The sequence below is a fragment of the Actinomadura rupiterrae genome, from assembly GCF_024172125.1.
In the GTDB taxonomy this organism is placed as follows: domain Bacteria; phylum Actinomycetota; class Actinomycetes; order Streptosporangiales; family Streptosporangiaceae; genus Spirillospora; species Spirillospora rupiterrae.
In genome coordinates, this window is sequence record NZ_JAMZEA010000005.1 from 712,829 (window position 1) to 736,025 (window position 23,197).

The 23,197-nt window shown below is 72.8% G+C and carries 20 protein-coding genes; 7 read left to right on the forward strand and 13 right to left on the reverse strand.

Annotation, left to right across the window (positions count from 1 at the left end):
• Positions 1-5: 5 nt before the first annotated feature.
• Positions 6-1,034: an LAGLIDADG family homing endonuclease gene (locus FHU30_RS20125; protein ID WP_253877801.1), complete on the reverse strand. Its 1,029-nt coding sequence runs from the start codon at positions 1,032-1,034 to the stop codon at positions 6-8.
• A gap of 317 nt (positions 1,035-1,351) precedes the next feature.
• On the opposite strand from FHU30_RS20125, the gene FHU30_RS47135 reads away from it, so the two are divergent.
• The 3 genes from FHU30_RS47135 to FHU30_RS20140 are packed head-to-tail and all read left to right on the forward strand — an operon-like array spanning position 1,352 to position 3,029.
• A complete protein-coding gene (locus tag FHU30_RS47135) occupies positions 1,352-2,152 on the forward strand; it encodes a histidine kinase (RefSeq protein ID WP_253877802.1) in 801 nt (266 codons plus the stop codon).
• Entirely contained in the window at positions 2,092-2,382 is a 291-nt protein-coding gene (locus FHU30_RS20135) for an ATP-binding protein (protein WP_253877803.1), read from the forward strand. Before FHU30_RS47135 ends, FHU30_RS20135 begins: the two co-directional genes overlap by 61 nt.
• Positions 2,379-3,029 (forward strand): response regulator, encoded by a 651-nt coding sequence (locus FHU30_RS20140; protein ID WP_253877804.1) that lies wholly within the window; start codon positions 2,379-2,381, stop codon positions 3,027-3,029. The genes FHU30_RS20135 and FHU30_RS20140 overlap by 4 nt, the downstream gene beginning before the upstream one ends.
• A gap of 7 nt (positions 3,030-3,036) precedes the next feature.
• Here the strand turns inward: FHU30_RS20140 and pdxR are convergent, their stop codons facing one another.
• Complete coding sequence (gene pdxR, locus FHU30_RS20145) at positions 3,037-4,437, reverse strand: MocR-like pyridoxine biosynthesis transcription factor PdxR (protein WP_253877806.1); 1,401 nt, start codon at positions 4,435-4,437, stop codon at positions 3,037-3,039.
• Positions 4,438-4,519: 82 nt separating this feature from the next.
• On the opposite strand from pdxR, the gene FHU30_RS20150 reads away from it, so the two are divergent.
• Positions 4,520-5,137 (forward strand): TIGR03086 family metal-binding protein, encoded by a 618-nt coding sequence (locus tag FHU30_RS20150; protein ID WP_253877807.1) that lies wholly within the window; start codon positions 4,520-4,522, stop codon positions 5,135-5,137.
• Between the two features lie 27 nt (positions 5,138-5,164).
• Here FHU30_RS20150 and FHU30_RS20155 read toward each other — a convergent pair whose 3' ends face one another.
• Entirely contained in the window at positions 5,165-5,539 is a 375-nt protein-coding gene (locus tag FHU30_RS20155; RefSeq protein ID WP_253877809.1) for a MerR family transcriptional regulator, read from the reverse strand.
• An 84-nt stretch (positions 5,540-5,623) separates the two neighbouring features.
• Here FHU30_RS20155 and FHU30_RS20160 point away from each other — a divergent pair, with 84 nt between their 5' ends.
• Both FHU30_RS20160 and FHU30_RS20165 read left to right on the forward strand, forming a co-directional pair.
• On the forward strand, positions 5,624-6,493 hold the full coding sequence (locus FHU30_RS20160; protein ID WP_253877811.1) for an LLM class F420-dependent oxidoreductase: 870 nt from the start codon (positions 5,624-5,626) through the stop codon (positions 6,491-6,493).
• Between the two features lie 38 nt (positions 6,494-6,531).
• Entirely contained in the window at positions 6,532-7,821 is a 1,290-nt protein-coding gene (locus tag FHU30_RS20165) for an alpha/beta fold hydrolase (protein ID WP_253877813.1), read from the forward strand.
• A gap of 3 nt (positions 7,822-7,824) precedes the next feature.
• Here the strand turns inward: FHU30_RS20165 and FHU30_RS20170 are convergent, their stop codons facing one another.
• The 8 genes from FHU30_RS20170 to FHU30_RS20205 form a co-directional block, all read right to left on the reverse strand.
• Complete coding sequence (locus FHU30_RS20170; RefSeq protein WP_253877815.1) at positions 7,825-9,480, reverse strand: dipeptide ABC transporter ATP-binding protein; 1,656 nt, start codon at positions 9,478-9,480, stop codon at positions 7,825-7,827.
• A gap of 5 nt (positions 9,481-9,485) precedes the next feature.
• A complete protein-coding gene (locus FHU30_RS20175) occupies positions 9,486-10,475 on the reverse strand; it encodes an ABC transporter permease (protein ID WP_253877817.1) in 990 nt (329 codons plus the stop codon).
• 25 nt (positions 10,476-10,500) lie between these two features.
• Entirely contained in the window at positions 10,501-11,490 is a 990-nt protein-coding gene (locus tag FHU30_RS20180) for an ABC transporter permease (protein ID WP_253877819.1), read from the reverse strand.
• A 10-nt stretch (positions 11,491-11,500) separates the two neighbouring features.
• The gene (locus FHU30_RS20185; protein ID WP_253877821.1) at positions 11,501-13,201 is read right to left on the reverse strand and encodes an ABC transporter substrate-binding protein; all 1,701 of its coding nucleotides are present in this window, start codon (positions 13,199-13,201) and stop codon (positions 11,501-11,503) included.
• Positions 13,202-13,400: 199 nt separating this feature from the next.
• A complete protein-coding gene (locus tag FHU30_RS20190) occupies positions 13,401-13,862 on the reverse strand; it encodes a GtrA family protein (protein ID WP_253877823.1) in 462 nt (153 codons plus the stop codon).
• A 58-nt stretch (positions 13,863-13,920) separates the two neighbouring features.
• Positions 13,921-15,147 carry an MFS transporter gene (locus tag FHU30_RS20195; protein WP_253877825.1) on the reverse strand — a complete coding sequence of 409 codons (1,227 nt, stop codon included), beginning with the start codon at positions 15,145-15,147 and terminating at the stop codon, positions 13,921-13,923.
• A gap of 70 nt (positions 15,148-15,217) precedes the next feature.
• Positions 15,218-16,444 carry an NAD(P)/FAD-dependent oxidoreductase gene (locus tag FHU30_RS20200; RefSeq protein ID WP_253877827.1) on the reverse strand — a complete coding sequence of 409 codons (1,227 nt, stop codon included), beginning with the start codon at positions 16,442-16,444 and terminating at the stop codon, positions 15,218-15,220.
• 49 nt (positions 16,445-16,493) lie between these two features.
• Positions 16,494-17,756 (reverse strand): deoxyguanosinetriphosphate triphosphohydrolase, encoded by a 1,263-nt coding sequence (locus FHU30_RS20205; RefSeq protein WP_253877829.1) that lies wholly within the window; start codon positions 17,754-17,756, stop codon positions 16,494-16,496.
• 147 nt (positions 17,757-17,903) lie between these two features.
• Between FHU30_RS20205 and FHU30_RS20210 the strand changes: the two genes are divergently transcribed.
• Complete coding sequence (locus FHU30_RS20210; protein ID WP_253877831.1) at positions 17,904-19,577, forward strand: M48 family metallopeptidase; 1,674 nt, start codon at positions 17,904-17,906, stop codon at positions 19,575-19,577.
• Positions 19,578-19,581: 4 nt separating this feature from the next.
• Here the strand turns inward: FHU30_RS20210 and FHU30_RS20215 are convergent, their stop codons facing one another.
• Both FHU30_RS20215 and ppdK read right to left on the reverse strand, forming a co-directional pair.
• Positions 19,582-20,364: a YdcF family protein gene (locus tag FHU30_RS20215; RefSeq protein ID WP_253877833.1), complete on the reverse strand. Its 783-nt coding sequence runs from the start codon at positions 20,362-20,364 to the stop codon at positions 19,582-19,584.
• Positions 20,365-20,477: 113 nt separating this feature from the next.
• The gene (gene ppdK, locus FHU30_RS20220) at positions 20,478-23,168 is read right to left on the reverse strand and encodes a pyruvate, phosphate dikinase (protein ID WP_253877834.1); all 2,691 of its coding nucleotides are present in this window, start codon (positions 23,166-23,168) and stop codon (positions 20,478-20,480) included.
• Positions 23,169-23,197 lie beyond the last annotated feature (29 nt).

Genomic DNA, 23,197 nt, shown 5'->3' on the forward strand with positions numbered 1-23,197 from the left:
TCTTGTCACTTCGGTAGACGGGCAACGAGGATGTTGTCTTCCAGAGCCCATTCGCCATGTCCCTCGGGGCTGATACTGAAGAGGTCCTTGCGACCATCGACGGGCCCACGGACATCTCGGACGACCCAGCCCTTACGGCTGAACGCCTTGCTGGACACCTCGAATCGCCGGCGGTGCTCCTCAAGCAGGAAGAACGCTGGGGAAAGATCTTCCGTGACGAAGTGGACCCTGAAGATCGAGCTCGGTAGGCGGCCAGGGAAGCCTTCCCGCACCTGCTCGGTGATCCCATAGGTCCCGATGCCGAGCCGCGTGCTGACCGTCCTGACGTACTCCAGGATCTCCCGCTTGGCGCAGTTGAGCATCACCGTCCCGTCCTTCGCCACATGACCGTCCGCCGCGAGGTATCCGGCCAACCACCCGTACAGATAGGGGACGGACTCCTGCATGGGCGGGAGCGATTTGAAGAACCGTGGCAGGTGGTGCACCAGCAGCTGATGCGGAGCCCTGGTCTCGGTCACGACGCTGTTCGAGAACCACTTGAGCAGAGGCCGGTCTTTCGCCGGGTCCAGCTGCGCCATGCTTCCGGTGCCGTTGAGCGTGCCGTCACCGAACGTGATGCCGTGGGCGATCCCGAAAGGTGAAGGAGTCGTCTGCCGGACACCGTTGCGGGGGAAGACGACCGCGAGCCTGTCCCCCTCTTTCAGGTGACCGGTCGGGACCAGGGCCCTTTGCTTGCGCGACGGGCCCGTTCTCAGGAGCCATGACTGCCCGGGAGCAGCCTGCAAGATCTTGGTCTGCCGATTTCGCCCGACGACCACGCTGAGAACCGGCCCGGCTCCGCAAGGCGCGAAGGTCACATCGTGCCAGCAGGCGTCCCGGCCCAGTACCTGGTGCTGCTTCCCGTCGCACAGCTCGCGAATAGCCCGGCATCCCGCTTTCGTAAGGATCTTGGTGGCTCCTGCCCAGCCGCCGGTCAGGAGTTCCTCGGAGGAACCTGGCCAGGAGCGGCGAGAGGAGGTCGCTTCCGAATACATGTCTGTGACGCTACGACTACCCTCTGACATTCTCCTCTCTCTGAGCAAGGGTTCGCATCCCGGAGAAGATCAGGACGAAGCCGAGGGCCTGGCGCCACCAGCGGATTTCATGTTTCTCCGTCATGTCCCGGACGCTACGAAGCGCTGCCCGCGACGGTCGTCCCCCAGCGCGGCCCGGCCTCGTCCCCCCGTGGGGGACAAAGCCCCCTCCCCCGGCACGATGACCGGTCCGCACCGCCTTCCGTACGCTGCGGGCGTGAGCCTGGGGCGGTGGGGGCGCTGATCGCGAGGTTGATCGGCGGTGGCGGTGGGTCGGGGTGGACGCGTTCGTCGGGTACGCGTCAGCGACGATCGCGATCGGGCCGTCCGACGCCACGGCCTCGGTGTTCCACGGGCCGGTGGTGGTGCGCGTGGCGGCCGTGGTGTGGTTCGCGGCGTTCGCCGGGCGCCGGTTCGCTCCGGTCATCGCGTTATGGGCGGCGGCGGGCGCGACGGTCTCGGTGGCTGTGGCAGGGCATCCGCTGACGAACCTGTCGGCGGCGTCCGCCTTGGCGCTGGCGACGGTCGCGCAGAGTCGTCCTCGTGCGCGCGCGGTGGAGATCGCGGCATTGCCCGTAGCGGCGGTGCTGGCGGCGCTCGCTTCTGTGAGCTTCCCTGCGCTGGTGCTCGGGGCGGTATTGCATGGAGCTTGCTGGTTCGTCGGGGACACGACGCGGGTCATGCGCCTGCGCGAGGAGGAGCGGGCGGCGGCCGTCCGGCGCAGCACGCTGGCCGAGGAGCGGGCGCGGATGGCGCGCGAACTGCACGACGCCGTTGGACATGCCGTGACGGTGATGGTGACGCAGGCGGGCGCGGCCCGGCTCGCGCTGGGCGGCGAGCGCGCCGAGGTGCGGGACGCGCTGCGCCAGGTCGAGCGGTCGGCCGGGAGGCGCTCGCCGACATGGACCGCGTTCTTGGGCTCCTGGACGACGATCCGCCCCCGCTGTCGGAGGTCGTGTGCCGGCTGCTCGGCGGCCTGCCCGGAGGGCTGCGCTCGGAACTGGTCACGAACGGGCCGGTGGACGACGCGGGCCAGGCGGTCGCCTGGGCGGTGCGCCGGATCGTCCAGGAGGCGCTGACCAATGTCGTCCGGCATGCGTCCGCCTCGTGCGTGCGCGTGGAGCTGTCCTACGGGGACGGGATGGAAGTGGTCGTGGTGGACGACGGCGTAACGGCGACGGCCGCCGGGTCGGGGCGCGGCCTGGACGGGATGCGCGACCGGGCCGCCCGGCTCGGCGGCACCTGCGAGGCGGGTCCCGGGCCGTCCGGTGGCTGGCGCGTGGCGGCGCGCTTCCCGGAGGCGGCGTGATCAGGGTCCTGCTGGCGGACGACGAGGAGCTGATGCGCGGCGGCCTGCGGATGATGCTCGGCACCCAGCCGGACATCACGGTCGTCGGCGAGGGCGCCGACGGGGCGCGGGCGGTGCTGATGGCTCGGGAGCTGCGTCCGGACGTGGTGCTCATGGACGTCCGCATGCCGGTGCTGGACGGCGTGGCCGCGACGGCGCGGATCACAGCCGCCGAGGACCCGCCGCGGGTGCTGGTGCTGACGACGTTCGAGCTGGACGAGTACGTGTTCGCGGCGGTGCGCGCGGGCGCAAGCGCGTTCCTGCTGAAGCGGACGGAGCCGGAGACGCTCATCGAGGGCGTCCGGACGGTCGCGGCGGGCGAGGGGCTGCTCGGGCCGTCGGTGACGCGGCGCCTGCTGGCCGAATTCGCGCGTGTCTCCCCCGCGCCGCCTCCGCAAGCCGTGCAGCGCAGGCTGGGCCGGCTCACCGCGCGCGAGAGCGAGGTGCTGGGCCTGGTCGCGCGCGGCCTGTCGAACGCGGAGATCTCGGCGCGCCTGCACATTGGCGAGGTGACGACGAAGGCGCACGTCAGGCGCGTCCTGGCGAAGCTGGAGCTGCGCGACCGGATCCAGGCCGTCGGCTTCGCGCACGACCACGGCCTCGCCTGAAGCGGGGTCAGGTCAGGACGTGGCGGAGGCGGTGAAGGGCTTCGGGGAGGTCGTCCAGGGTGATGGCGCCGTAGCCGAAGACCAGGCCGTTCACCGGGGGCTCGGTGACGGCGAAGTCGGAGAGCGGGAAGAGCGCCACGCCTTCGGCCTCGGCGGCGCGGACGGTCCGGATGTCGGAGGGGCCGGATAGCGTCGCGCTCAGGTGGAGACCGGCCGCGGACGGGATGGGGGTGAGGCGGTCGGCGAAGTCGGCGGCGAGGGCCGCGGCGATGTGCTCGTGGCGCTCCTCGTAGACGCGGCGGGACCGGCGGATGTGGCGGGCGAGGAGCCCCTCGTCGATGAAGCGCGCCAGGGCGGCCTGGACGGGCGGGTCGCCGTGCCAGGACGTGACGTGCCGGGCCATCCGGAGCGCCTCGTGCAGGGCGGGCGGCGCGACCAGGTAGCCGAGCCGCAGCACCGGGCGCATCAGCTTGGAGAAGGTGCCGAGGTAGAGGACGCGCCCGTCCTCGTCCAGGGACTGGAGCGGCTCGACCGGGCGGCCGCCGTAGCGGAACTCGGTGTCGTAGTCGTCCTCGATGACGACGACGTCGCGGCGGCGGGCCCAGTCGAGCAGGGCGCGGCGGCGCGGCAGCGACATCGGCATGCCCATCGGGAACTGGTGGGACGGGGTGAGGTAGACGGCGCGGGCGTCGGGCGGGAGGGCGTCCACGCGCAGGCCCTCGGCGTCCACGGGGACGCCGGTCACGCGCAGGCCCTGCGAGCGGAACAGCGTCGCGGCGGGCGGGTAGCCGGGGTCCTCGACGGCGACGACGTCGCCCGGTTCGAGCAGCACGCGCCCGATCAGGTCGAGCGCCTGCTGGATGCCGGACGTCACGACCACGTCGGACGCGCTCGCCCGGACCGACCGCGACACTCCCGCATGCCGCGCGATCGCCTCGCGCAGCACGGGCAGCCCGGCCGGGTCGCCGATGTCGTAGATCTTGGGACGCAGCTCGCCCGCGACCAGCCGCCGCCACGACTCGTAGGGGAACAGCCGCGTGTCGGGGAGGCCGGCGCGCAGGTCGTACGGGACGTCCCGGAGCCGGTCGGGCCAGGCGCGCAGGCCCGTCCAGACCTCGCGCGGGCGGAGCGGCGACGCGGCGGACGGGCGGCGCGCCGGCGTCGGGACGGCCGACTCGCGGACGAACGTGCCCGCGCCGACGCGCGCCTCCAGGTAGCCCTCGGCGGCGAGCCGCTCGTAGACGACCGAGACGGTGCCGCGCGACACGGCGAGGCGGCGGGCCAGCTCGCGGGTCGGCGGCAGCGCCTCACCCGCGCGCAGCCGCCCGTCCAGGACGGCGTCCCTGAGCTGCCGGTACAGGCTTCCGGTGAGGTCGCGGCGGTCGTCCAGGGTGATGTGCAGCTCCACGCCGCGCAGTCTAGATTGGCCTAGTAAGGCAGGTCGATATTGGCTCTGTACGTGGGCCTTTGAGGGTCCCTACGGTGGACGCATGGACGTGCTGACCGACCTGCTCACCTCGGATTTCCGCGACCTGGACCGCCGGGCGCTCGACTTCTTCGCCTCCCTGACCGCCAAGATCGGGCCCGCCGATCTCGCCCGCCCGACGCCCTGCCCGGACTGGACGCTGTACGGCCTGCTGCGGCACCAGGTCAGCCAGGACATCGGCTTCGCGGCGGCGGCGCGCGGCGAGGGCGGCACCCTCGCGGAGTGGCGGGGCGGCTCGCTCGGCGACGACCCGCACGCGGCGGTCGTCGCGTCCGGTCGGCTGGTCACGGAGGCGTTCGCGGACGACGGCGTCCTGACCCGCGAGTTCGCCCTGCCGGAGGTGCGCGACGGCGGCGCGTTCCCCGGCGCTCTGGCGATCACGTTCCACGTGGTCGACCTGGTCGTGCACGCCTGGGACGTCGCGGCCACGCTCGGCCTCCCCTGGGAGCCGGACGCGGACCTGGTCGAGGCGTCGCTGAAGGTCGCCCAGATCGTCCCGGACGATCCGGAGTCGCGCCGTCCGGGCGAGAGCTTCGGCCCGTCCCTTCCCGCGGACGGCCCCGACCTGCGCGAGCGCCTCCTCCGCATGCTCGGCCGCGACCCGCACTGGCGCCCGGCCTGATCCCGAACCGGCGTCCGACCGGCGACGCTAGTCGTCTTCGGGGACGCCCTTGCCGCTGTAGAAGGAGATCTTCCATTTGATCTTCTTCTGCTGGGCGCGGAGCAGCCGGATCTGCGCCTCGACGCGGCGGTCGTGGTCCTGGAGGAGTTCGAGGCGCTCGGCGAAGGTCTCCTGGCCGCCGCGGGCCAGCTCGGAGTAGCGGAGCATCTCGGCGATGGGCATGCCGGTCTCGCGCAGGCAGCGCAGCATGCCGAGCCAGCTGAGGTCGTCGTCGCTGAACACCCGCCGTCCGGACGCGTTGCGCGCGATCCCGCCCAGCAGGCCGATCTTCTCGTAGTACCGGAGCGTGTCGATGCTGAAACCGCTCTTCTCGGCGGTCTCGGCCGGGGAGTAGGAACTCACCGGGTCAGGATTTCACCTGGAGTCCGCTCCAGGTCAACAGGGGCCCTTGACCTGGAGTGCGCTCCAGGTCCGAGACTCGGAACCATGCGCATCGGACTTCAGGTACCCAGCTTCACCTTCCCCGGCGGCCCCGAGCGGATCGCGCCGGAGTTCGCCCGGATCGCCCGCGACGCCGACCAGGGCGGGCTCGACTCGCTGTGGGTGATGGACCACTTCTTCCAGATCCAGTCGGTCGGCCCCGCCGAGGACCCCATGCTGGAGGGCTACTCGGCGCTCGCCTACGCGGCGGCGCTCACCGAGCGCATCACGCTCGGCACGATGGTGACCGGGGTGAGCTACCGGTCCCCCGGCCTGCTGGTCAAGACCGTCACCACGCTGGACGTGCTGTCCGGCGGGCGCGCCTGGCTCGGTGTCGGCGCGGCGTGGAACGACGAGGAGTCGCGCGGCCTCGGCCTGTACTTCCCGCCGACGGCCGAGCGGTTCGAGCTGCTGGAGGACACGCTCCGGCTCGCCCACCAGATGTGGAAGGGCGACGACGCGCCGTTCCACGGCGCGAAGGTCACCGCGGAGCGCCCGCTGAACTCGCCGCAGTCGGTGCGGCGCCCGCACCCGCCGATCCTGGTCGGCGGCATGGGCGAGAAGAAGACGCTGCGGTTCGTCGCGAAGTACGCCGACGCCTGCAACATCTTCGACGGCGACCAACTCCCGCATAAGCTGGACGTGCTGCGCGAGCACTGCGAGCGCGAGGGCCGGGACTACGCCGAGATCGAGAAGACGTCCCTGACCCTGCTCCCGGACGACGCGTCCCCGGCCCAGGCCCTCGACACGGCCGGACGCCTCGCCGAGGCGGGCATCGACCAGGTGATCTTCTCCCAGCGTCCCGGCACCGACATCGCGGGCGTCCTCTCCGAGGCCCGTTCCCAAGCCGAAAAGATCGTCCCCGCGGGCCGCTGACCTCCGGCCCGCGGCGCCGGGGCTTTAGGGTCGGGGATATGCGTTCGTTCCGCCAGACCGGGACCGTCGTCACCGGCCACCGCTTCCTCGTCCCGCTCGATCACGACGCCCCGGACGGGCCGCGGATCGAGGTGTTCGCCCGCGAGGTCGTCGCGACCGCGCACGCCGGTCGCGGCGACCTGCCGTGGCTGCTGTTCCTTCAGGGCGGGCCGGGGTACGGCGGGCCGCGGTTCGCCGGCCGGGAGGGCTGGCTCGACCGGGCGCTGGAGGACTACCGCGTCCTGCTGCTGGACCAGCGCGGCACCGGGCTGTCCACGCCGGTGACGGCGCGGCGGGTCGCGGCGCTCGGCAAGCCGGAGGAGCAGGCCCGCTACCTGGCCCGGTTCCGCGCCGACTCGATCGTGCTGGATGCCGAGCTGGTCCGGCGCGAGCTGCTCGGCGACGTCCCGTGGACGGTCCTCGGGCAGAGCTTCGGCGGGTTCTGCGCGCACACCTACCTGTCGTTCGCGGCGGAGGGCGTCCGGGAGGCGCTGGTCACGGGCGGGACGCCCGGCCTGACCGCCACCGCCGAGGACGTCTACCGGCGGACGTACCCGCGCGTCGCCGCCAAGAACGCCGCCTTCTACGAGCGCTACCCGGACGACGTGGACCTCGTCCGCGACATCGCGCGCCGCCTCGCGGGGCACGACGAGCGGCTGCCGAACGGGCGCCGCCTCACGGTCGAGGGCTTCCAGTCGCTCGGCCTGATGCTCGGCACCGGGACCGGCGCGGACCGCCTGCACTACCTGCTCGAACTCGCCTTCGCCGACGGCGGGCCCGAGCTGTCGCCGGTCTTCCTGGAGGAGGTCGGGACGCACCTGAGCCACACCGACGCGCCGATCCACATCGTCCTGCACGAGCCGCTCTACGCGCAGGGCGGGCAGTCGACCCGCTGGGCGGCGCAGCGCCTCCGCGCCGAGTTCCCCGAGTTCGCCCCGGACCCGGACGGCCCCGGGCCGCTGCTGTTCACCGGCGAGATGATCTATCCCTGGATGGTCGCGGACGACCCGTCCCTCGCCCCGCTCCGCGAGGCCGCCGACCTGCTCGCCGAGCGCGCCGACTGGCCCGCCCTGTACGACCCGGCCCGGCTGCGCGGCAACGAGGTCCCGGTGTCCGCCGCCGTCTACCACGACGACATGTACGTCGATTTCGGCCTGTCCATGGAGACGATCGGCGCCGTCCCCAACGCACGGGCCTGGGTGACCAACAAGTGGGAGCACGACGGGCTGCGGGTGAGCGGCGGCAAGGTCCTCGACCGCCTGATCCGGATGTCCCGCGGCGAGGCCTGACCGTCAGGTCGCGGGCGTGAGGGCGGCCAGCTTCGGGACGGCGGCCAGGAGGGCCCGGGTGTAGGGGTCCTCGGGCTGGTCGTAGACGGTGTCGACGTCGCCGAGGGTGACGACGCGTCCGGCGCGCATGACCGCGACGCGGTCGCTGACCTGCCGGACCACGGCGAGGTCGTGCGATACGAACAGCAGCGCGAGGTCGCGTTCGGCGCGCAGCTCGGCGAGCAGCGCGAGGATCTGCGCCTGCGTCGAGACGTCCAGGGACGTCACGGGCTCGTCGCAGACCAGCAGGCGCGGGTCCGGCGCGAGCGCGCGGGCGATGCCGACGCGCTGGCGCTGCCCGCCGGAGAATTCGTGCGGGTAGGCGCCGTAGCGGTCCGGGTCGAGTCCGACGCGGTCCATCAGGTCGCGGGCGCGGCGCTCGGCGTCGGGCTCGCCGAGGACGCGCAGCGGGTCGGCGATGCTGTCGCCGACCGTGCGGCGCGGGTTGAGCGAGGCCAGCGGGTCCTGGAACACCATCTGCAGGTCGCGGCGCAGGGGGCGCAGCTCGCGGGCGGGGAGCCGGGTGACGTCGCGTCCGGCGAACTCGATCGTCCCGGCGGACGGCGCGAGCAGCCGGACGATCAGCCGCGCGAGGGTCGTCTTGCCGCTGCCGCTCTCCCCCACGACGCCGAGCACCTCGCCGGGAGCGACCTCCAGAGACACGCCGTCCACGGCCGGAACCACGCGCCGCCGCAATGGCGGTCCGAGCCGGAACTCCCGGCGTAGCCCGCTGATGCGCAGCAGCGATTCCTGGGGACTGTCCGCCTGTTCGGGCGGCGGCGTCCGCGACGTCACCACGGCCGGGCGCGGGGTGTCCAGGCGTGGGACGGCTTCGAGCAGCTCCCGCGTGTAGGCGGCGGACGGCGTGCGCAGGACGGTCTCGACCGGGCCGTGCTCGACGGTCTTCCCGGCGCGCATGACCAGGATGTCGTCGGCGGTCTCGGCGACCACGCCGAAGTCGTGGCTGACCAGCAGCAGCGCCATGCCGGTCTCCTCGCGCAGCTCGTCCAGCAGGGTGAGCAGCCGGGCCTGGACGGTCACGTCGAGGGCGGTGGTCGGCTCGTCCGCGACGAGCACGCGCGGTTCGAGGGCCAGCGCCATCGCGATCAGCGCGCGCTGGACCATGCCGCCGGAGAACTCGTGCGGATGGGCGCGGGCGCGGCGCGACGCGTCCGGGATGCCGACGCGGTCCAGTACCTCGACGGCCTTGGCGGCGGCGGCGCGGCGGGTCGCGCCGGTGTGCACGCGGTAGACCTCGGCGATCTGGTCGCCGACGCGCAGGTAGGGGTCGAGCGAGGACAGCGGGTCCTGGAAGACCATGGCGATCCGGCCGCCGCGCAGCCGCCGCAGCTCGGCGTCGGACGCGGCGAGCACGTCCGTGCCGTCCACCCGGACCTCGCCGGTGACGTCCGCGCCGGTGTGCAGGCGGGACAGGGCGAGCGCGAGGCTGCTCTTGCCGGACCCCGACTCGCCGACCACGCCGAGCGCGCGGCCGGGTTCGAGGTCGAAGGAGACGCCGCCGACCGCCTCGCGGTCGCCGAACCGCACCCGCAGGTCGCGGACGGAGAGGACGGGGGCCGTGGCAGCTTCGCCCACCGGGGTCATGGGGGCTTCGCTCACCGGGGTCATGCGAGCTTCACTCTCGGGTCGATGGCGGCGTGCAGCAGGTCCGCGACGGCGTTGGCGAGCACGACGGCGGTCCCGGCGAGCAGCGTGACGCCGGTGATGACGGGCAGGTCGACGCTGGTCGAGGCCTCGACGGCGAGCTTGCCGATGCCGGGCAGGCCGAACATGCTCTCGGTGAGCATCGCCGACACGATGATCGTGGCGAGCTCCACGGCGGTGATGGTCGCGACCGGGGCGAGCGCGCCGCGCAGCGCGTGCCGCCGGACGACCTGCCGCTCGGGCACGCCGTACGCGCGGAACGTCCGGATGTGGTCCTCGGCGAGCGTCTCCAGCGTGCCCGCGCGGGCGACGCGGGCGAACAGCGCCGCCTCGATGAGCGCCAGCGCGCACCACGGCAGGACGAGGTTGCGCGCCCATTCCGCCGGGTTCTCGGTCAGCGGCACGTAGCTGGGGAACGGCAGCACCTTCAGCCAGGCGCAGAACACCAGCAGCAGGATCAGCCCGATCAGGAACACCGGCGTCGAGAACCCGAGCAGCGTCACGCCGGTGAGCAGGCGCTCCACGAACGTCCCGCGCCGCAGCGCCGACAGCAGTCCCGCGCCGACGCCGAGCACCAGCGCCAGGACGAGCGCGCCGAGCGTCAGCGACGCCGACACCGGCAGCCGGTCCAGCAGCAGGTTCGTCACGGGCTGGTCGGACTGGAACGAGTAGCCGAGGCAGGGCGCGGCGCAATGGTTCACGTCCGGTCCGGACGAGTAGTCGCGGCCGACCACGACACCTTGCAGGAAGTGCCAGTACTGGAGGTAGACCGCCTGGTCGAGGCCGAGCTTGTGCCGGGTGACGACGAGCTGGTCCGGCCCGCAGCGCTTGCCGCACGCGAGCACGGCCGGGTCGCCGGGCATCAGGTAGAACAGGCCGTAGACGATCGCCGACATCACCAGCAGCACCGCGACCGTCGCGAGCAGGCGCCGCACCAGGAACCAGATCACGCGCCCGTCCTTCTCAACGTGGTGCTCATACGCGGGTGCTCCGGGGGTCCAGGGCGCGGCGGACGCCGTCGGCGAACAGGGAGAAGGCCAGCAGGGTCACCAGCAGCAGCCCGCCGGGGACGATCACGTAGGCCGGGTCGGTCTGGAACCAGGTGGTCGAGGTGGAGAGCATCTGCCCCCAGGACGGCGTCGGCGGCCGGACGCCGGCGCCGAGGAACGACAGGCCCGCCTCGCTGACGATGTTGCTCGGCACCTTGAGCGCGGCGAGCACCATGAGCGGCGTGGTCAGGCCGGGCAGGATCTCGCGCAGCGCGATCCGGACGGGCCCGACACCCGCCAGGCGCGCGGCGTCCACGTAATCGCGGGTGCGCAGGGACATCGCCTGCGCGCGGGTGACGCGGGCGACGTTGCCCCAGTTCACGGCCGTGATCGCCAGCGCGACCAGGACGGGCCGGGGCACCGACTGCGGGACGATCGCCAGCAGCGCGAGGGCCAGCAGCAGCGACGGGAACGCGATCGCGATCTCGATCACGCGTCCGGCGACCGCGTCCACCCGGGGGCCGCCGAGCCCGGCGGCGAGGCCGATCGCGATGCCGACGACCAGCTCCAGGGCGGTCGCGGCGAGCGCGACGCCGAGCGAGACGCGGGCGCCGTAGACGATCCGGGCGAACACGTCCCGGCCGGTGCCCGGCTCGACGCCGAGCCAGTGGTCCGCGCCGATCCCGCCGAACGCGCCGTGCGGGACGCCGCCGCGCGCCGAGTCGAGCAGCTGGCTGTGGAAGGTCGTCGCGTCCTGGCCCTCCAGCGCGGTGAGCAGCGGCGCGGCGAGCGCGACCAGGACCAGCAGGCCGACCAGGACGAGCGCGGCGAGGGCGGAGCGGTCGGCGCGGAGCCGCCGCCAGGCCCCGCCGCGCCGGGACGGAACCGGGTCCGTCCCGGCGGCGGGTACCGGCTCCTCGCCGGGGGCGAGTACCGGGTCCGCGCCAGCGGCAAGCTCGCTGTCGAACAGGGTCACGGCGCGGCCGTCACTTCACCGAGACGGACGCGATGTCGTACCAGCCGCGCCACTCGTCCACGTAGGCGTTCTTCACGTCCTTGCCGAACAGCGCGACGGTCTTCGGGTGGTACAGCGGGACGACCAGAGCCTGCTTGCCGATCGTCGCGTCCAGCGCACCCCAGGCGGGCGCGGCCTGCGCGGCGTCGGTGATCGTGTTGATCCGGTCGATCTCCTTGTTCACCGCCGGGTCGTTCAGCTGCGCGAGGTTGAAGTTGCCGCCGCTGGTGATGATCTGCCGGCCATCGAAGATCGGGATGAGGAACGGCCCGCCGGCGGGCCAGTCGGTGCCCCAGGTCTGGAGGCTGAGCGCGGGCTGCGTGGACGGCTTGCCGGTGACGTTGCGGTAGTCGTCGTCGCTGAACGGCTTCGGCTTCACGGTGATCCCGGCCTGCTTCAGCGCGTCCTGGACGGCGGGCGCGACCTTCGGGCCGATGCCGTCGGTGTCGACGTTCGGGTAGGCGAGGTCGACGGTGAGGCCGCTGCCGTATCCGGCCTGAGCGAGCAGCGCCTTGGCCTTGGCCGGGTCGCCGGACTGGCCCGCGGGGAAGTAGTCGTACGGCTGCTGCCCGAACGCCTTGCCGTCCGGCAGGAACGTGGTCGCCGGGGACGCCAGCTCGCTGCCGCCGATCGCGTTGATCACCGACTGCCGGTTGATCGCGTACGCGACGGCCTGCCGGACGCGGACGTCGTTGAACGGCTTCTTGGTGGTGTCGAACGCGAGGTACTTGGTCTCGCCGAACACGCCGCGCGCGACGCGCTTGGCGAGGTTCGGGTCGCCGCCGACGCGGGCGAGCTGCTCGGGTCCGACGGAGGTGTCGGTGGTGATCGCCTTCGCGTCCGCGCCGGACCCGCTGGACAGCCGCTGGTTGATCACCGTCGCGTCCAGCCCGGCGGTCACCTCGATCCGGTCCGGGCAGGCGAGCCGCTGGCCGTCCACCGCGCGCGACCAGGACGGGTTCCGGACGAGCACCAGCTTCTTGCCGACCTCGTACTTCGCGACCCTGTACGGGCCGCTGGAGACGGGCGCGTTCTGGTACTTCACGCCGGTGTCCTTGGCCTTCGGGACGGGCGCGAACTGGGTGGCGGTCGCGAGGTAGGGGAAGTCGCCGTGCGGCGCGCGGAGCTTGAAGACGATCGTCTTGTCGTCCGGCGTCTCGATCGACTTGAGGTCGCCGCCCTTGTACGGGCCCTTGTAGCCGGTGCCGTCCACCAGCCAGTCGTGCAGGTAGGGCGCGCCGCCGGGCAGGTCCGGCGAGAACGAGCGCTCGATGCCGTACTTGACGTCCTTGGACGTGATGGGCGTGCCGTCCTCGAACTTCAGGCCGTCCCGCAGCGTGTACTTCCAGGTCTTGGCGTTGTCGCTGGGCGTACCGAGGTCGGTGGCCAGGTCCGGGACGGGCTTGGTGCCGTCCTGGCCGGGGACGCGCTTGCGCGTGGTGAGCGTCCGGTAGACCAGCGACGGGAGTGCGCCGCCGCCGGAGGTGTAGAGCGTCGCCGGGTCGAACTTGCCGAGCCCGCCCTGGTTCAGCACGGTCAGCGTGCCGCCCTGGCAGGTCTTCGGGTCGAACGCCGCGCCGCCGCCGGAGCCGGAGCCCCCGCCGCAGCCGGCCACGGCGGACGTGGCCGCCAGCAGCGCGGATCCCAGCAGGACGAACGGTCGCAGCCTCATCGGGGGTGCCTCTTTCCGACTTTCCGAGCGTGCGCCCACGGGGGTTCGGGGCGCGCGGCATGACCGTAACCCCGGTTCCGGCGTTTTGCAACTTTCCCTACCTTTTTAGTTGAGTAGCGGCACGGGAAAACCCCTTCCGGATTCCGGAAGGGGTTCGGAGGGGGTCGGGAAGGCGTCCAGGCGTCCAGGCGTCCGCGCGTCAGGCCGCGGCGGGGGTGAACACCCACTTGCGGTACGACCAGTAGCGGAACCACGAGCCGAGGCCGAGCCCGGCGAGCAGGCCGAGGTTGTAGGCGATGCCGCCGTGCAGCTGCAGCGAGTAGTAGACGAAGCCCGTGCAGAGCACCTGGATCAGCATGCCGATGCCGTTGAGCGCGAAAAAGATCACGAACTCGCGGCCGGAGCCGTCGCTGTCGCGGCGGCGGAACGTCCAGTACCGGTTCGCCAGGTAGGACGTCACGGTCGATACCAGGGTCGGGATGACCACGCTGGTGACCGGCGAGCCGCCGAGCCACGCCCGCAGCAGGTTCGCGCCGCCGATCGTGATCACCGTGCCGACGAACCCCACGAAGCCGAAACTGAGCAGTTCGCTCAGGAACGGCCGGTAGGGACGCACGGCCAGGGCCACTTTGTTGGGCCTTGACCGCTGCAAGGTGCTCACTTGCCGGAACATTACCCGACAGGTCCGGATGGATCCCCGCAAGGGTGATCACAGAAGGTCAACGATCGGCCGCCCGCGTCACCCCCGCGAGCAGCGCGATCATGCCCGCCAGCGCCGCCGGGACGGCCAGCGCCCACGGCAGCCCGACCGCCTGCGCGACGAACCCGATCACCGGAGGACCGCCCAGCAGGCCGAGGTAGCCGGTCGCCGTCACCCGCGCTATCCCGTGCGCCGCCGGAATCCCGGGCAGGTTCCCGGCCGCGCTGAACGTGACCGGCGCCACCGCCGCCACGCCAAGCCCGAACAAGGTGAAACCGGCTACAGCCGCCCAGGGCACGCCCGCCGCGAGCCCGCCGGCGAGTCCCGCGCACGCCACCAGCGACCCGGCGCGCAGCACCTTCACGGCTCCGAACCGTCCGACCACGCGGTCTCCGGCGAGGCGTCCGGCGGTCATCGCCACCGCGCACCCCGCGTAGCCGAGCCCGGCGAACCCGGCTCCGGCGCCCAGCGACTCCTTCAGGTAGACGGCGCTCCAGTCCGCCATCGCGCCTTCCCCGACAAAGGAGCAGAGCCCGACGATCCCCAGCAGGGCCAGCAGGACCCCGGCTCCCTTCCCGGACGAGGCCGGAGGAGCCTCCGAACCGTCCTCAGAGGCCGTGACGGGGTCGGAGACGGTCGTGGAGGCGCCTTCGTCCAGCAAGGAATTGGAACGGTCCAGGAGGGCGCGTGCGCCCGCCTGGAGGAGCGCGACGAGCAGCAGGCCCAGCACGCTCAGGTGGACGGCCACGGGCACATGCGCGTGCGCGGCCGCGGACCCGATCACCGCCGCGACCAGCGTCCCGATGCTGTAGACCCCGTGCAGCCCGGACATGATCGGACGTCCGTACCCGCGCTCGACCGCCACGCCCTGGGCGTTCATCGCCACGTCCATGAGGCCGAGGGACGCGCCGAGCAGCACCAGGGCGCCGACCAGCATCGGCAGGTTCAGCGAGAGACCGAGCGCCACCGGGGCGAGCGCGGCGGCCGTCCCGGCCACCAGCACGGTCGTCCGGCTGCCCCACCGTGCGACCGTCCGGCCCGCGACCCGCGTGGCCAGCACCACCCCGACCGGCGAGCCGAGCAGCGCCAGCCCGAGCGTGCCCGCGCCGAGCCCGAGGTGCTCCTTGATCTGCGGGATCCGCGCCACCCACGCCGCCGCGGAGAGCCCGTGCACCAGGAAGGCCACGGTCACCGCGCGGCGCGCGGAACGCAGGTCGGCGCGGGCTCCGGCGGCGAGTGCGGTCACCCCCACACCCTATGACCAAGATCACCCACCATGCCCGCTCTGTCCACTCAGGCCCAGGCCGGCTCGGTGGTCAGGCGAGATCGGCCAGGGGCACCTTGGGGTCGGCCAGGCGGGCGCGGTCGGGGGTGGCGCCGCCGGCGATCAGGGCGCGGAGGTCGTCGGTGACGTCCCAGACGTTGACGTTCATGGCGGCGACCACGCGGCCCGCCTTGAGCCAGAACGCGATGAACTCCAGGGCGTCGGTCTCTCCCCGGTAGACGATCTCGTCGTAGTCGCCGGGCGAAGCCAGGCCCGACATCTCCATGCCGAGCTCGTACTGGTCGGTGAAGAAGTACGGGACCGCGCTGTGCACGGCCTCCTGGCCGAGCATGCCGCGCGCCGCGACCGGTCCGCCGTCCAGGGCGTTCGCCCAGTGCTCCACGCGCACGCGCCGTCCCAGGACGGGGTGGTAGAACGCGGCCACGTCCCCGGCGGCGTAGATGTCCGGATCGGACGTGCGGAGGCTCGCGTCGGTCAGGACGCCGTCGGAGACGTCCAGGCCCGCGTCCTCGGCCAAGCCGGTGTTCGGGCGCGCCCCGATCCCGGCGATGACGACGTCCGCCGGGATCTCCGCCCCGCCGGACGTGACGACCGCCGACACCTGGCCCGCGCCCCAGAAGCCCGCCACGCTCTGGTCGAAGCGCAGGTCCACGCCGTGCCGCCGGTGCAGGCCCGCGAAGACCTCGCCCAGCTCGGGGCCGAGGTGGCGGTGCAGCGGGCCCGGCTCGGGCTCGATGATCGTCACGTCGTTGCCGTACTCGCGGGCCGCCGCGGCCGTCTCCAGCCCGATCCAGCCCGCCCCGGCCACCACCACGCGCCGCCCGCCGGGGGACAGGGCCTCGCGCAGCACCGCGGAGTCGGCCATCGTCCGGAGGTAGTGGATGCCCTGGAGCTTCCCGCCCGGCACCTCCAGCCGGCGCGGGGACGCGCCCGTGGCCAGCAGCAGCCGGTCGTAAGGCAGCCGCTCCCCCGTCGACAGTACGACCTGGTGCTCCACGCGATCGATGGACGTCGCGGACGTCCCCACCCGCAGCTCCACCTGGTTCGCCTCGTACCACTCCGCCGGGTGGACGTGCGCCGACTCCCGCTCGTCCTTCCCCAGCAGGAAGCCCTTGGACAGCGGCGGGCGCTCGTAGGGACGCTCGATCTCCTCCCCCACCAGGACGATCCGGCCGTCGAAGCCCTCGTTCCGCAACGTCTCCGCTGCCTTGGCGCCGGCCAGGCTCGCTCCGACTATGACGAACGTCTGCTGGGGCATGGCGGGTCTCCTTAGCGTGGGCTCCCGGACACGGGCCGTTCTTAACTCACTACGCCGACTCCCCAGGGGAGACAAGGGCGCGGTGCCGCGCCACGGCGGAGGTGTCGGTGAGGGACGCGATCTGGTCGACGACGGCGCGCAGCCGCCCGGCGTCGTCCGGCGCGGCCTCGAACGCCTCGCGGAAGATCGGGTCCAGCGTGCCGGGCGCGCCGGCCGACATCCGGTCGGCCAGGTCGAGGATCAGCTCGCGCTGGCGGGCCCGCTCGGTCTCGTGGCTGATCCACACGTGGTGCGCCGTGATGCCCTTGAGGACGGCGTTCTCCAGCCGCTGCTCGCGCGGGACGATCAGGTCGGCCGCGTACCGGGTGAGCGGACGGTCCCCATAGGCGGCGCGCGTCGCCTGCTCGGCCGCCACGCAGAACCGTCCGATGAGGGAACTGGTGAGGTTCTTCAACGCGGCGAGGGTGCGCATCGAGCCGTCGTAGCGGTCCGGCCAGTACGGCTCGGCGAGCAGGTCCGTGAAGCGCTCCTCCAGCTCGGCGACGTCCGCGGCGACCTGGGAGCCCGCGCAGTACAGCTTGGCGGCCGTCTCGCACACCAGCCGCCGCTCGGCGGGGTCGGCGAGCCGGGCGAAGTCGATGTGCCCGGCGACCAGCGCGTCCTCCAGGTCGTGGACGGAGTAGGCGACGTCGTCGCTCCAGTCCATGACCTGGGCCTCGAAGCACGCGCGGCCCTCGGGGGCGCCCTCGCGCACCCAGCGCGCGTAGCCCAGGTCGTCCGCGTAGATGCCGAACTTCCCGTCCACGGCGTCCGACTGTGGCCACGGGTACTTCATCGCCGCGTCGAGCGCCGCGCGGGTCAGGTTGAGGCCGACACTGCTCCCGTCTTCGGCGAACGACTTCGGTTCCAGCCTGGTCAGGACGCGGAGGCTCTGCGCGTTGCCCTCGAAACCGCCGCAGTCGGCCGCCACGGCGTCCAGGGCGGCCTCGCCGTTGTGGCCGAACGGCGGGTGGCCGATGTCGTGCGACAGGCACGCGGTCTCGACCAGGTCGGGATCGCAGCCCAGGGACTTGCCCAGCTCCCGCCCGACCTGGGCGCACTCCAGCGAGTGGGTCAGCCGGGTGCGCAGGATCTGCACGTTCCCGGACGGTTCGGGCGCGCCCGGCGAGGCGACCTGGGTCTTGGCGGCCAGCCGGCGGAGCGCGGCGCTGTGCAGCACCCGCGCGCGGTCGCGCTCGAAAGCGGTTCGGTCGCGGCGCTTGGGCGGTTCGGGGGCCCGCCGCGCGCGGTCACGGTCGGTGTATACGCTCATCTCCTCCCAGCGTACGCACCCGACCCGGATTCCCGCCGAATCCCCCGTCCCTCCGCGATCTCCCGCCCCCGTCCACCCCCCGATCCCCTTCACCTCCCGATCATCAAGGCCAGGGAACATGACCACCAGGCAGCCAGGGTCCGGCCGATGACCACCACGCTGCGCGCCGTCCTCGCGCTCACCCTCCTCGCCGGCTTCTACCTCCTCGTCGGGCTCGTCATCGCGGTCGCCGTGACCGCCGACGCGCTCTTCCTCATGCACCCCTCGCACCTCGCCGCGCTCAAGGTGGTGATCGTGCTGACCGTGGCGGCGCTCGCCCTGCTGCGCGCGCTGTTCATGGTCGGCCGCGGCAAGGACGGCGCGGACCAGTACGGACGGGCCGTCACCCCCGAGCAGGAGCCGGAGCTGTGGCGCGAGGTCACCGCGCTGGCCGGCGCCGTCGGCACCGCGCCGCCGGACGAGATTCGGATCGTCCCGGACGTGAACGCCGCCGTCATGGAGGAGACGTCCTGGCTCGGCCTGCGCGCCAAGCGCCGCCGGATGTTCGTCGGGCTGCCGCTGCTGAGCCTGCTCACCCGGTCCGAGCTGGCGTCGGTCCTCGGGCACGAGCTGGGCCACTACAGCGGCTCGCACACCCGGCTCGGCCAGCCGACCTACCGGGGTCGGGTCGCGCTGATCAGGGCGATCGGCGGGCTCGGCAACCATCCGGTCATCCAGCGGCTGTTCGTCTGGTACGCCAAGCTGTACTTCCGGATCTCCGAGGCGGTGTCGCGGCGGCAGGAGCTGGAGGCGGACGAGTTCGCCGTCCGGATCGCCGGGCGCCGCGCCGCGTCCGAGGCGCTCACCAAGGTGCACATCGCGGGCGCGGCCTGGAAGGCGTACGGGTCGGAGTACCTGCCGATGATCGGCGCGGCGAAGGCCCGGCCGACCGAGCTGTACGGCGGGCTGCGGCGCCTGCTGGACGGCCAGCGCGACCGGTTCCTCAACGAGGCGAACAGCGCCGAGACCTCCCCGTACGACTCGCACCCGAGCCTGCCGGAGCGGCTCGCCGCGATCTCCCGGCTGGCCGAGAGCCCCGTCCGGGTGGACGACCGGTCCGCGTGGACGGTGCTGCGCGACCCCGCCGGGGCCGAGCGGGCGATCGAGGCCGAGCTCTGGTCGGACGAGGCGCGCGCGCTGCCCGCCGTCCCGTGGGAGGAGCTGACCGCCCGCGCGCTCTACAACGCGGGCAACGCCGAGGCCGTCAGCGACCTGCTGGTGGCGGCGCAGCGGATCAACGGCGCGGCCGAGCCGACCCTCGGCGGGGCGTTCGCCGCCCTCGCCGCCGGGCGGATCCCCGAGCTGGCCGCGGGGCTGCGCGAGCTGGGCTGGCAGGGCAGCGGCGACGACCGCGCCCTGGTCGAGAACGTGCTGGTCCGCGCGGTGCAGGGGGTCCTCGTCGAGACCCGCAAGGCGCGCTGGATCCTGTCCTGGGAGGGTCCGGCCACGCTCCGGGACGCCTCGGGCGCCGAGGTGGACGTCAAGGACCTCGCCGCCCGCGTCGTCGCGGACCCGGCCGCGTCCGGGGAGCTGCGCGCCCTGCTGGAGCGCTACGGCGTCCCGGCGGAGCACCACCCGGCCTTCCTGGCCGCGCGGCAGCCCCCCGCGCAGGCCGCGCAGATAGCGCCGCCCTCTCCGCAGCCACCGCCGCCCCACCCGCAGGCGCCGCCCCACCCGCAGGCGCCGCCGCCCCACCCGCAGGCGCCGCCGCCCCACCCGCAGGCGCCGCCGCCCCACCCGCAGGCGCCGCCGCCCCACCCGGAGGCGCCCGCGCCGCGGTAGGAGGTCAGCGGCTCGGCGGGGTGCTCGGCGTGCCGGTGTTGTCCGGGACGACGCCCTTGATCGTCTCCTCCGGCGTGTGCACGCTCTTGCCGAACAGCACGTAGGACAGGTACCCGCCGGTCTCGCGGACGATGTAGTGGAACTGGGTGTCGCGGGTCTGCACGCTCGGGCCGCTGCGGGTCGGCGAGCCGGCGGGGTCGATGCCGTTGTCCGACGCCATCCGCTTGGCCCGCAGCTCGTGCCACGGGTCGGTGACGATCACGCCGGAGCGCAGCCCGAGCCGCTTGAACTCGGCCCCGACGGCCTTGAGGCTCTGCAGCGTGTCCCGGCCGACCGGGACGGAGATCACCTTGTCGGCCGGCAGGCCGCCCTGCCGGATCAGCCAGCGGCGGCCGGAGTCGCCTTCGGTGAAGTTGTCGCCGGGGGCCTTGCCGCCGACCGTGACGATGCGCGGCGCGACCCCGTGCTGGTAGAGGTCCAGCGCGTGCTGGAGCCGCCACTTCAGGGTCGCCTGCGGGACGCCGTTGTACTGCGCCGCGCCGAGCACGATGATCGCGTCCGAGCGGGGCCGCTCGTCCTGGCGCGCCTGGTACCAGACCCGCAGGCCGACGGTGAGCGGGGTCGCGACGATGATGCCGAGCAGCGCGCCGATCACGCCGACGGTGACGACGAACCAGCGCGGCCGGGGTCTGCGGCGTTTGCGGCCGCGCTTGCGCCCGGTCCCCTCGGCGGGGGTCCGGTCCTCGAACTCGGGCTCGTTCTCCGGCACGTCCAGTTCCATCGTCATCGCACCTGACACGCTAGTTAGACGACGGCGGACACGCGAACGGTTCGCCCGGCCCGTCCGGTAAGAAAACCGGACGGACCGGGCGCATGATCACCGCCTGCCGCTGCGCGCGGTCAGCGGCTGTCGCTGCCGGCCGTCTCGATCGCGGCGCGGCCCGCCTCCAGCCGCGCGACCGGGACGCGGAACGGCGAGCAGGACACGTAGTCGAGCCCGACCTCGTGGCAGAAGTGCACCGAGTCCGGGTCGCCGCCGTGCTCGCCGCAGATGCCGAGCTTCAGGCCCGGGCGTGTCGCGCGGCCCTCCTCGACGGCGATCCGGACGAGCCGCCCGACGCCCTCGCGGTCCAGCGTCTCGAACGGCGACACGCCGAAGATGCCCAGTTCGAGGTAGCGGGAGAAGAACGCGGCCTCCACGTCGTCCCGGGAGAAGCCCCAGGTCATCTGCGTGAGGTCGTTGGTGCCGAAGGAGAAGAACTCGGCCGCCTCGGCGATCTGCCCGGCGGTGAGCGCGGCCCGCGGGACCTCGATCATCGTGCCGATCAGCGCCGGGACGTCCACCCCGGTCCGCGCCGCGACGTCCTTCAGGATGCCCTCGGCCTCCTCGCGGACGGCCTCCAGCTCCTGCACCGCGCCGACGAGCGGGATCATGATCTCCGGGCGCGGGTCGCCGCCCGCGGACCGGCGCGCGGCGGCCGCCTCGGCGATCGCCCTGACCTGCATGCCGAAAAGTCCGGGAATCACCAAACCGAGCCGCACACCGCGCAGTCCGAGCATAGGGTTCTGCTCGTGCAGCCGGGTGACGGCCTCCAGCAGGCGGCGGTCCTGCGGATCGGCGTCCGCGCCGGCCAGCGCCACCTTCACCGACAGCTCGGTGAGGTCGGGGAGGAACTCGTGCAGCGGGGGGTCGATGAGCCGGATCGTCACCGGCAGCCCGTCCATCGCCTCGAAGATCCCCTCGAAGTCCGCGCGCTGCAGCGGCTCCAGGGCGTCCAGGGCGGCCTGCCGCTCGTCGCCGGTCTCGGCGAGGATCAGCTTCTCGACCAGCTGCCGCCGGTCGCCGAGGAACATGTGCTCGGTCCGGCACAGGCCGATGCCCTGCGCGCCGAACCGGCGGGCGCGCGCGGCGTCCTCGGGGTTGTCGGCGTTCGCGCGGACGCTCATCCGGGCCCGGGCGTCCGCGTGAGCCATGACACGGTCCACGGCGACCACCAGCTCGTCGCCGTCGGAAGCGGACAGCCTGCCCTCGAAGTACTGGACGACCGGCGAGTCCTCGACCGGCACCTCGCCCAGGTAGACCGCGCCGCTGGTGCCGTCGATGGAGATCACGTCGCCCTCGGACACGACGACGTCGCCCGGCGCGGTGAACTTCCCGCCCTTGACGTCGACGTCCAGCTCCTCGGCGCCGCAGACGCAGGTCTTGCCCATGCCGCGGGCGACGACGGCGGCGTGCGAGGTCTTGCCGCCGCGGGAGGTGAGGACGCCGCGCGCGGCGACCATGCCCGCCAGGTCGTCGGGGTTGGTCTCGCGCCGGACGAGGATGACGTCCTCGCCGCGCTCGGCGGCGGCCACGGCCGCGTCGCTGGTGAACACGGCCTTGCCGACGGCCGCGCCGGGGGACGCGTTCATGCCCTTGGTCAGCGTCTTGGCGTCCTTCGCGGCGGACGAGTCGAAGCGCGGGAACATCAGGTTGGCGAGCTGGTCGCCGGTGATCCGGGAGGCGGCCTCGTCGGCGTCGATGAGGCCCTGGTCGAGCAGCTGGCAGGCGATGCGGAACGCCGCGGCGGCGGTCCGCTTGCCTACTCGGGTCTGGAGCATCCACAGCCTGCCGCGCTCGATCGTGAACTCGATGTCGCACATGTCGCGGTAGTGGTTCTCCAGCGTCTCCATGATCTCGAGCAGCTGGTCGTAGGAGGTCTTGTCGATCCGCTCCAGCTCGGTGAGCGGGACGGTGTTGCGGATGCCCGCCACGACGTCCTCGCCCTGCGCGTTCTGCAGGTAGTCGCCGTAGACGCCCTGGTGCCCGGACGCGGGGTCGCGGGTGAAGGCGACGCCGGTGCCGGAGTCCATGCCGAGGTTGCCGAAGACCATCGAGCAGATGTTGACCGCGGTGCCGAGGTCGACCGGGATCCGCTCCTGCCGCCGGTACAGGATGGCGCGCGGCGCGTTCCAGGAGTCGAACACGGCGAGCATCGCCAGGTTCATCTGCTCGCGCGGGTCGGTCGGGAAGTCGCGTCCGGTCTCGTCCTTGACGATCTTCTTGAAGGTGCCGACGAGGGTGCGGTAGTCCTCGGCGTCCAGCTCCGCGTCCGTGCTGACGCCCTTGGCGCGCTTGGCGTCCTCCAGGGCGTCCTCGAACAGCTCGCCGTCCAGGTCGAGGACGGTCTTGCCGAACATCTGGATCAGCCGCCGGTAGGAGTCCCAGGCGAACCGCTCGTCGCCCGCCTGGGCCGCCAGGCCCGCGACGGACGCGTCGTTGAGGCCGATGTTGAGGACGGTCTCCATCATCCCGGGCATGGAGAACTTCGCCCCGGACCGGACGCTGACCAGCAGCGGGTCGTCCGGCTGGCCGAGCTTCTTGCCCATCGCCGACTCCAGCGCGGCGAGGTGCTCGTCGATCTCGGTCTCGAGCCCCTCGGGGAGGGTGCCGTGCTCGAGGTAGTGCCTGCAGGACTCGGTCGTGATCGTGAAGCCGGGCGGCACGGGCAGCCCGAGATTGGTCATCTCGGCCAGGTTGGCGCCCTTGCCTCCCAGCAGATCCTTGAGGTCCTTGTTGCCCTCAGTGAAGTCGTACACGAACTTCGGCACGGGGAGCTCCTTCTCGCTCCGGTTCCACC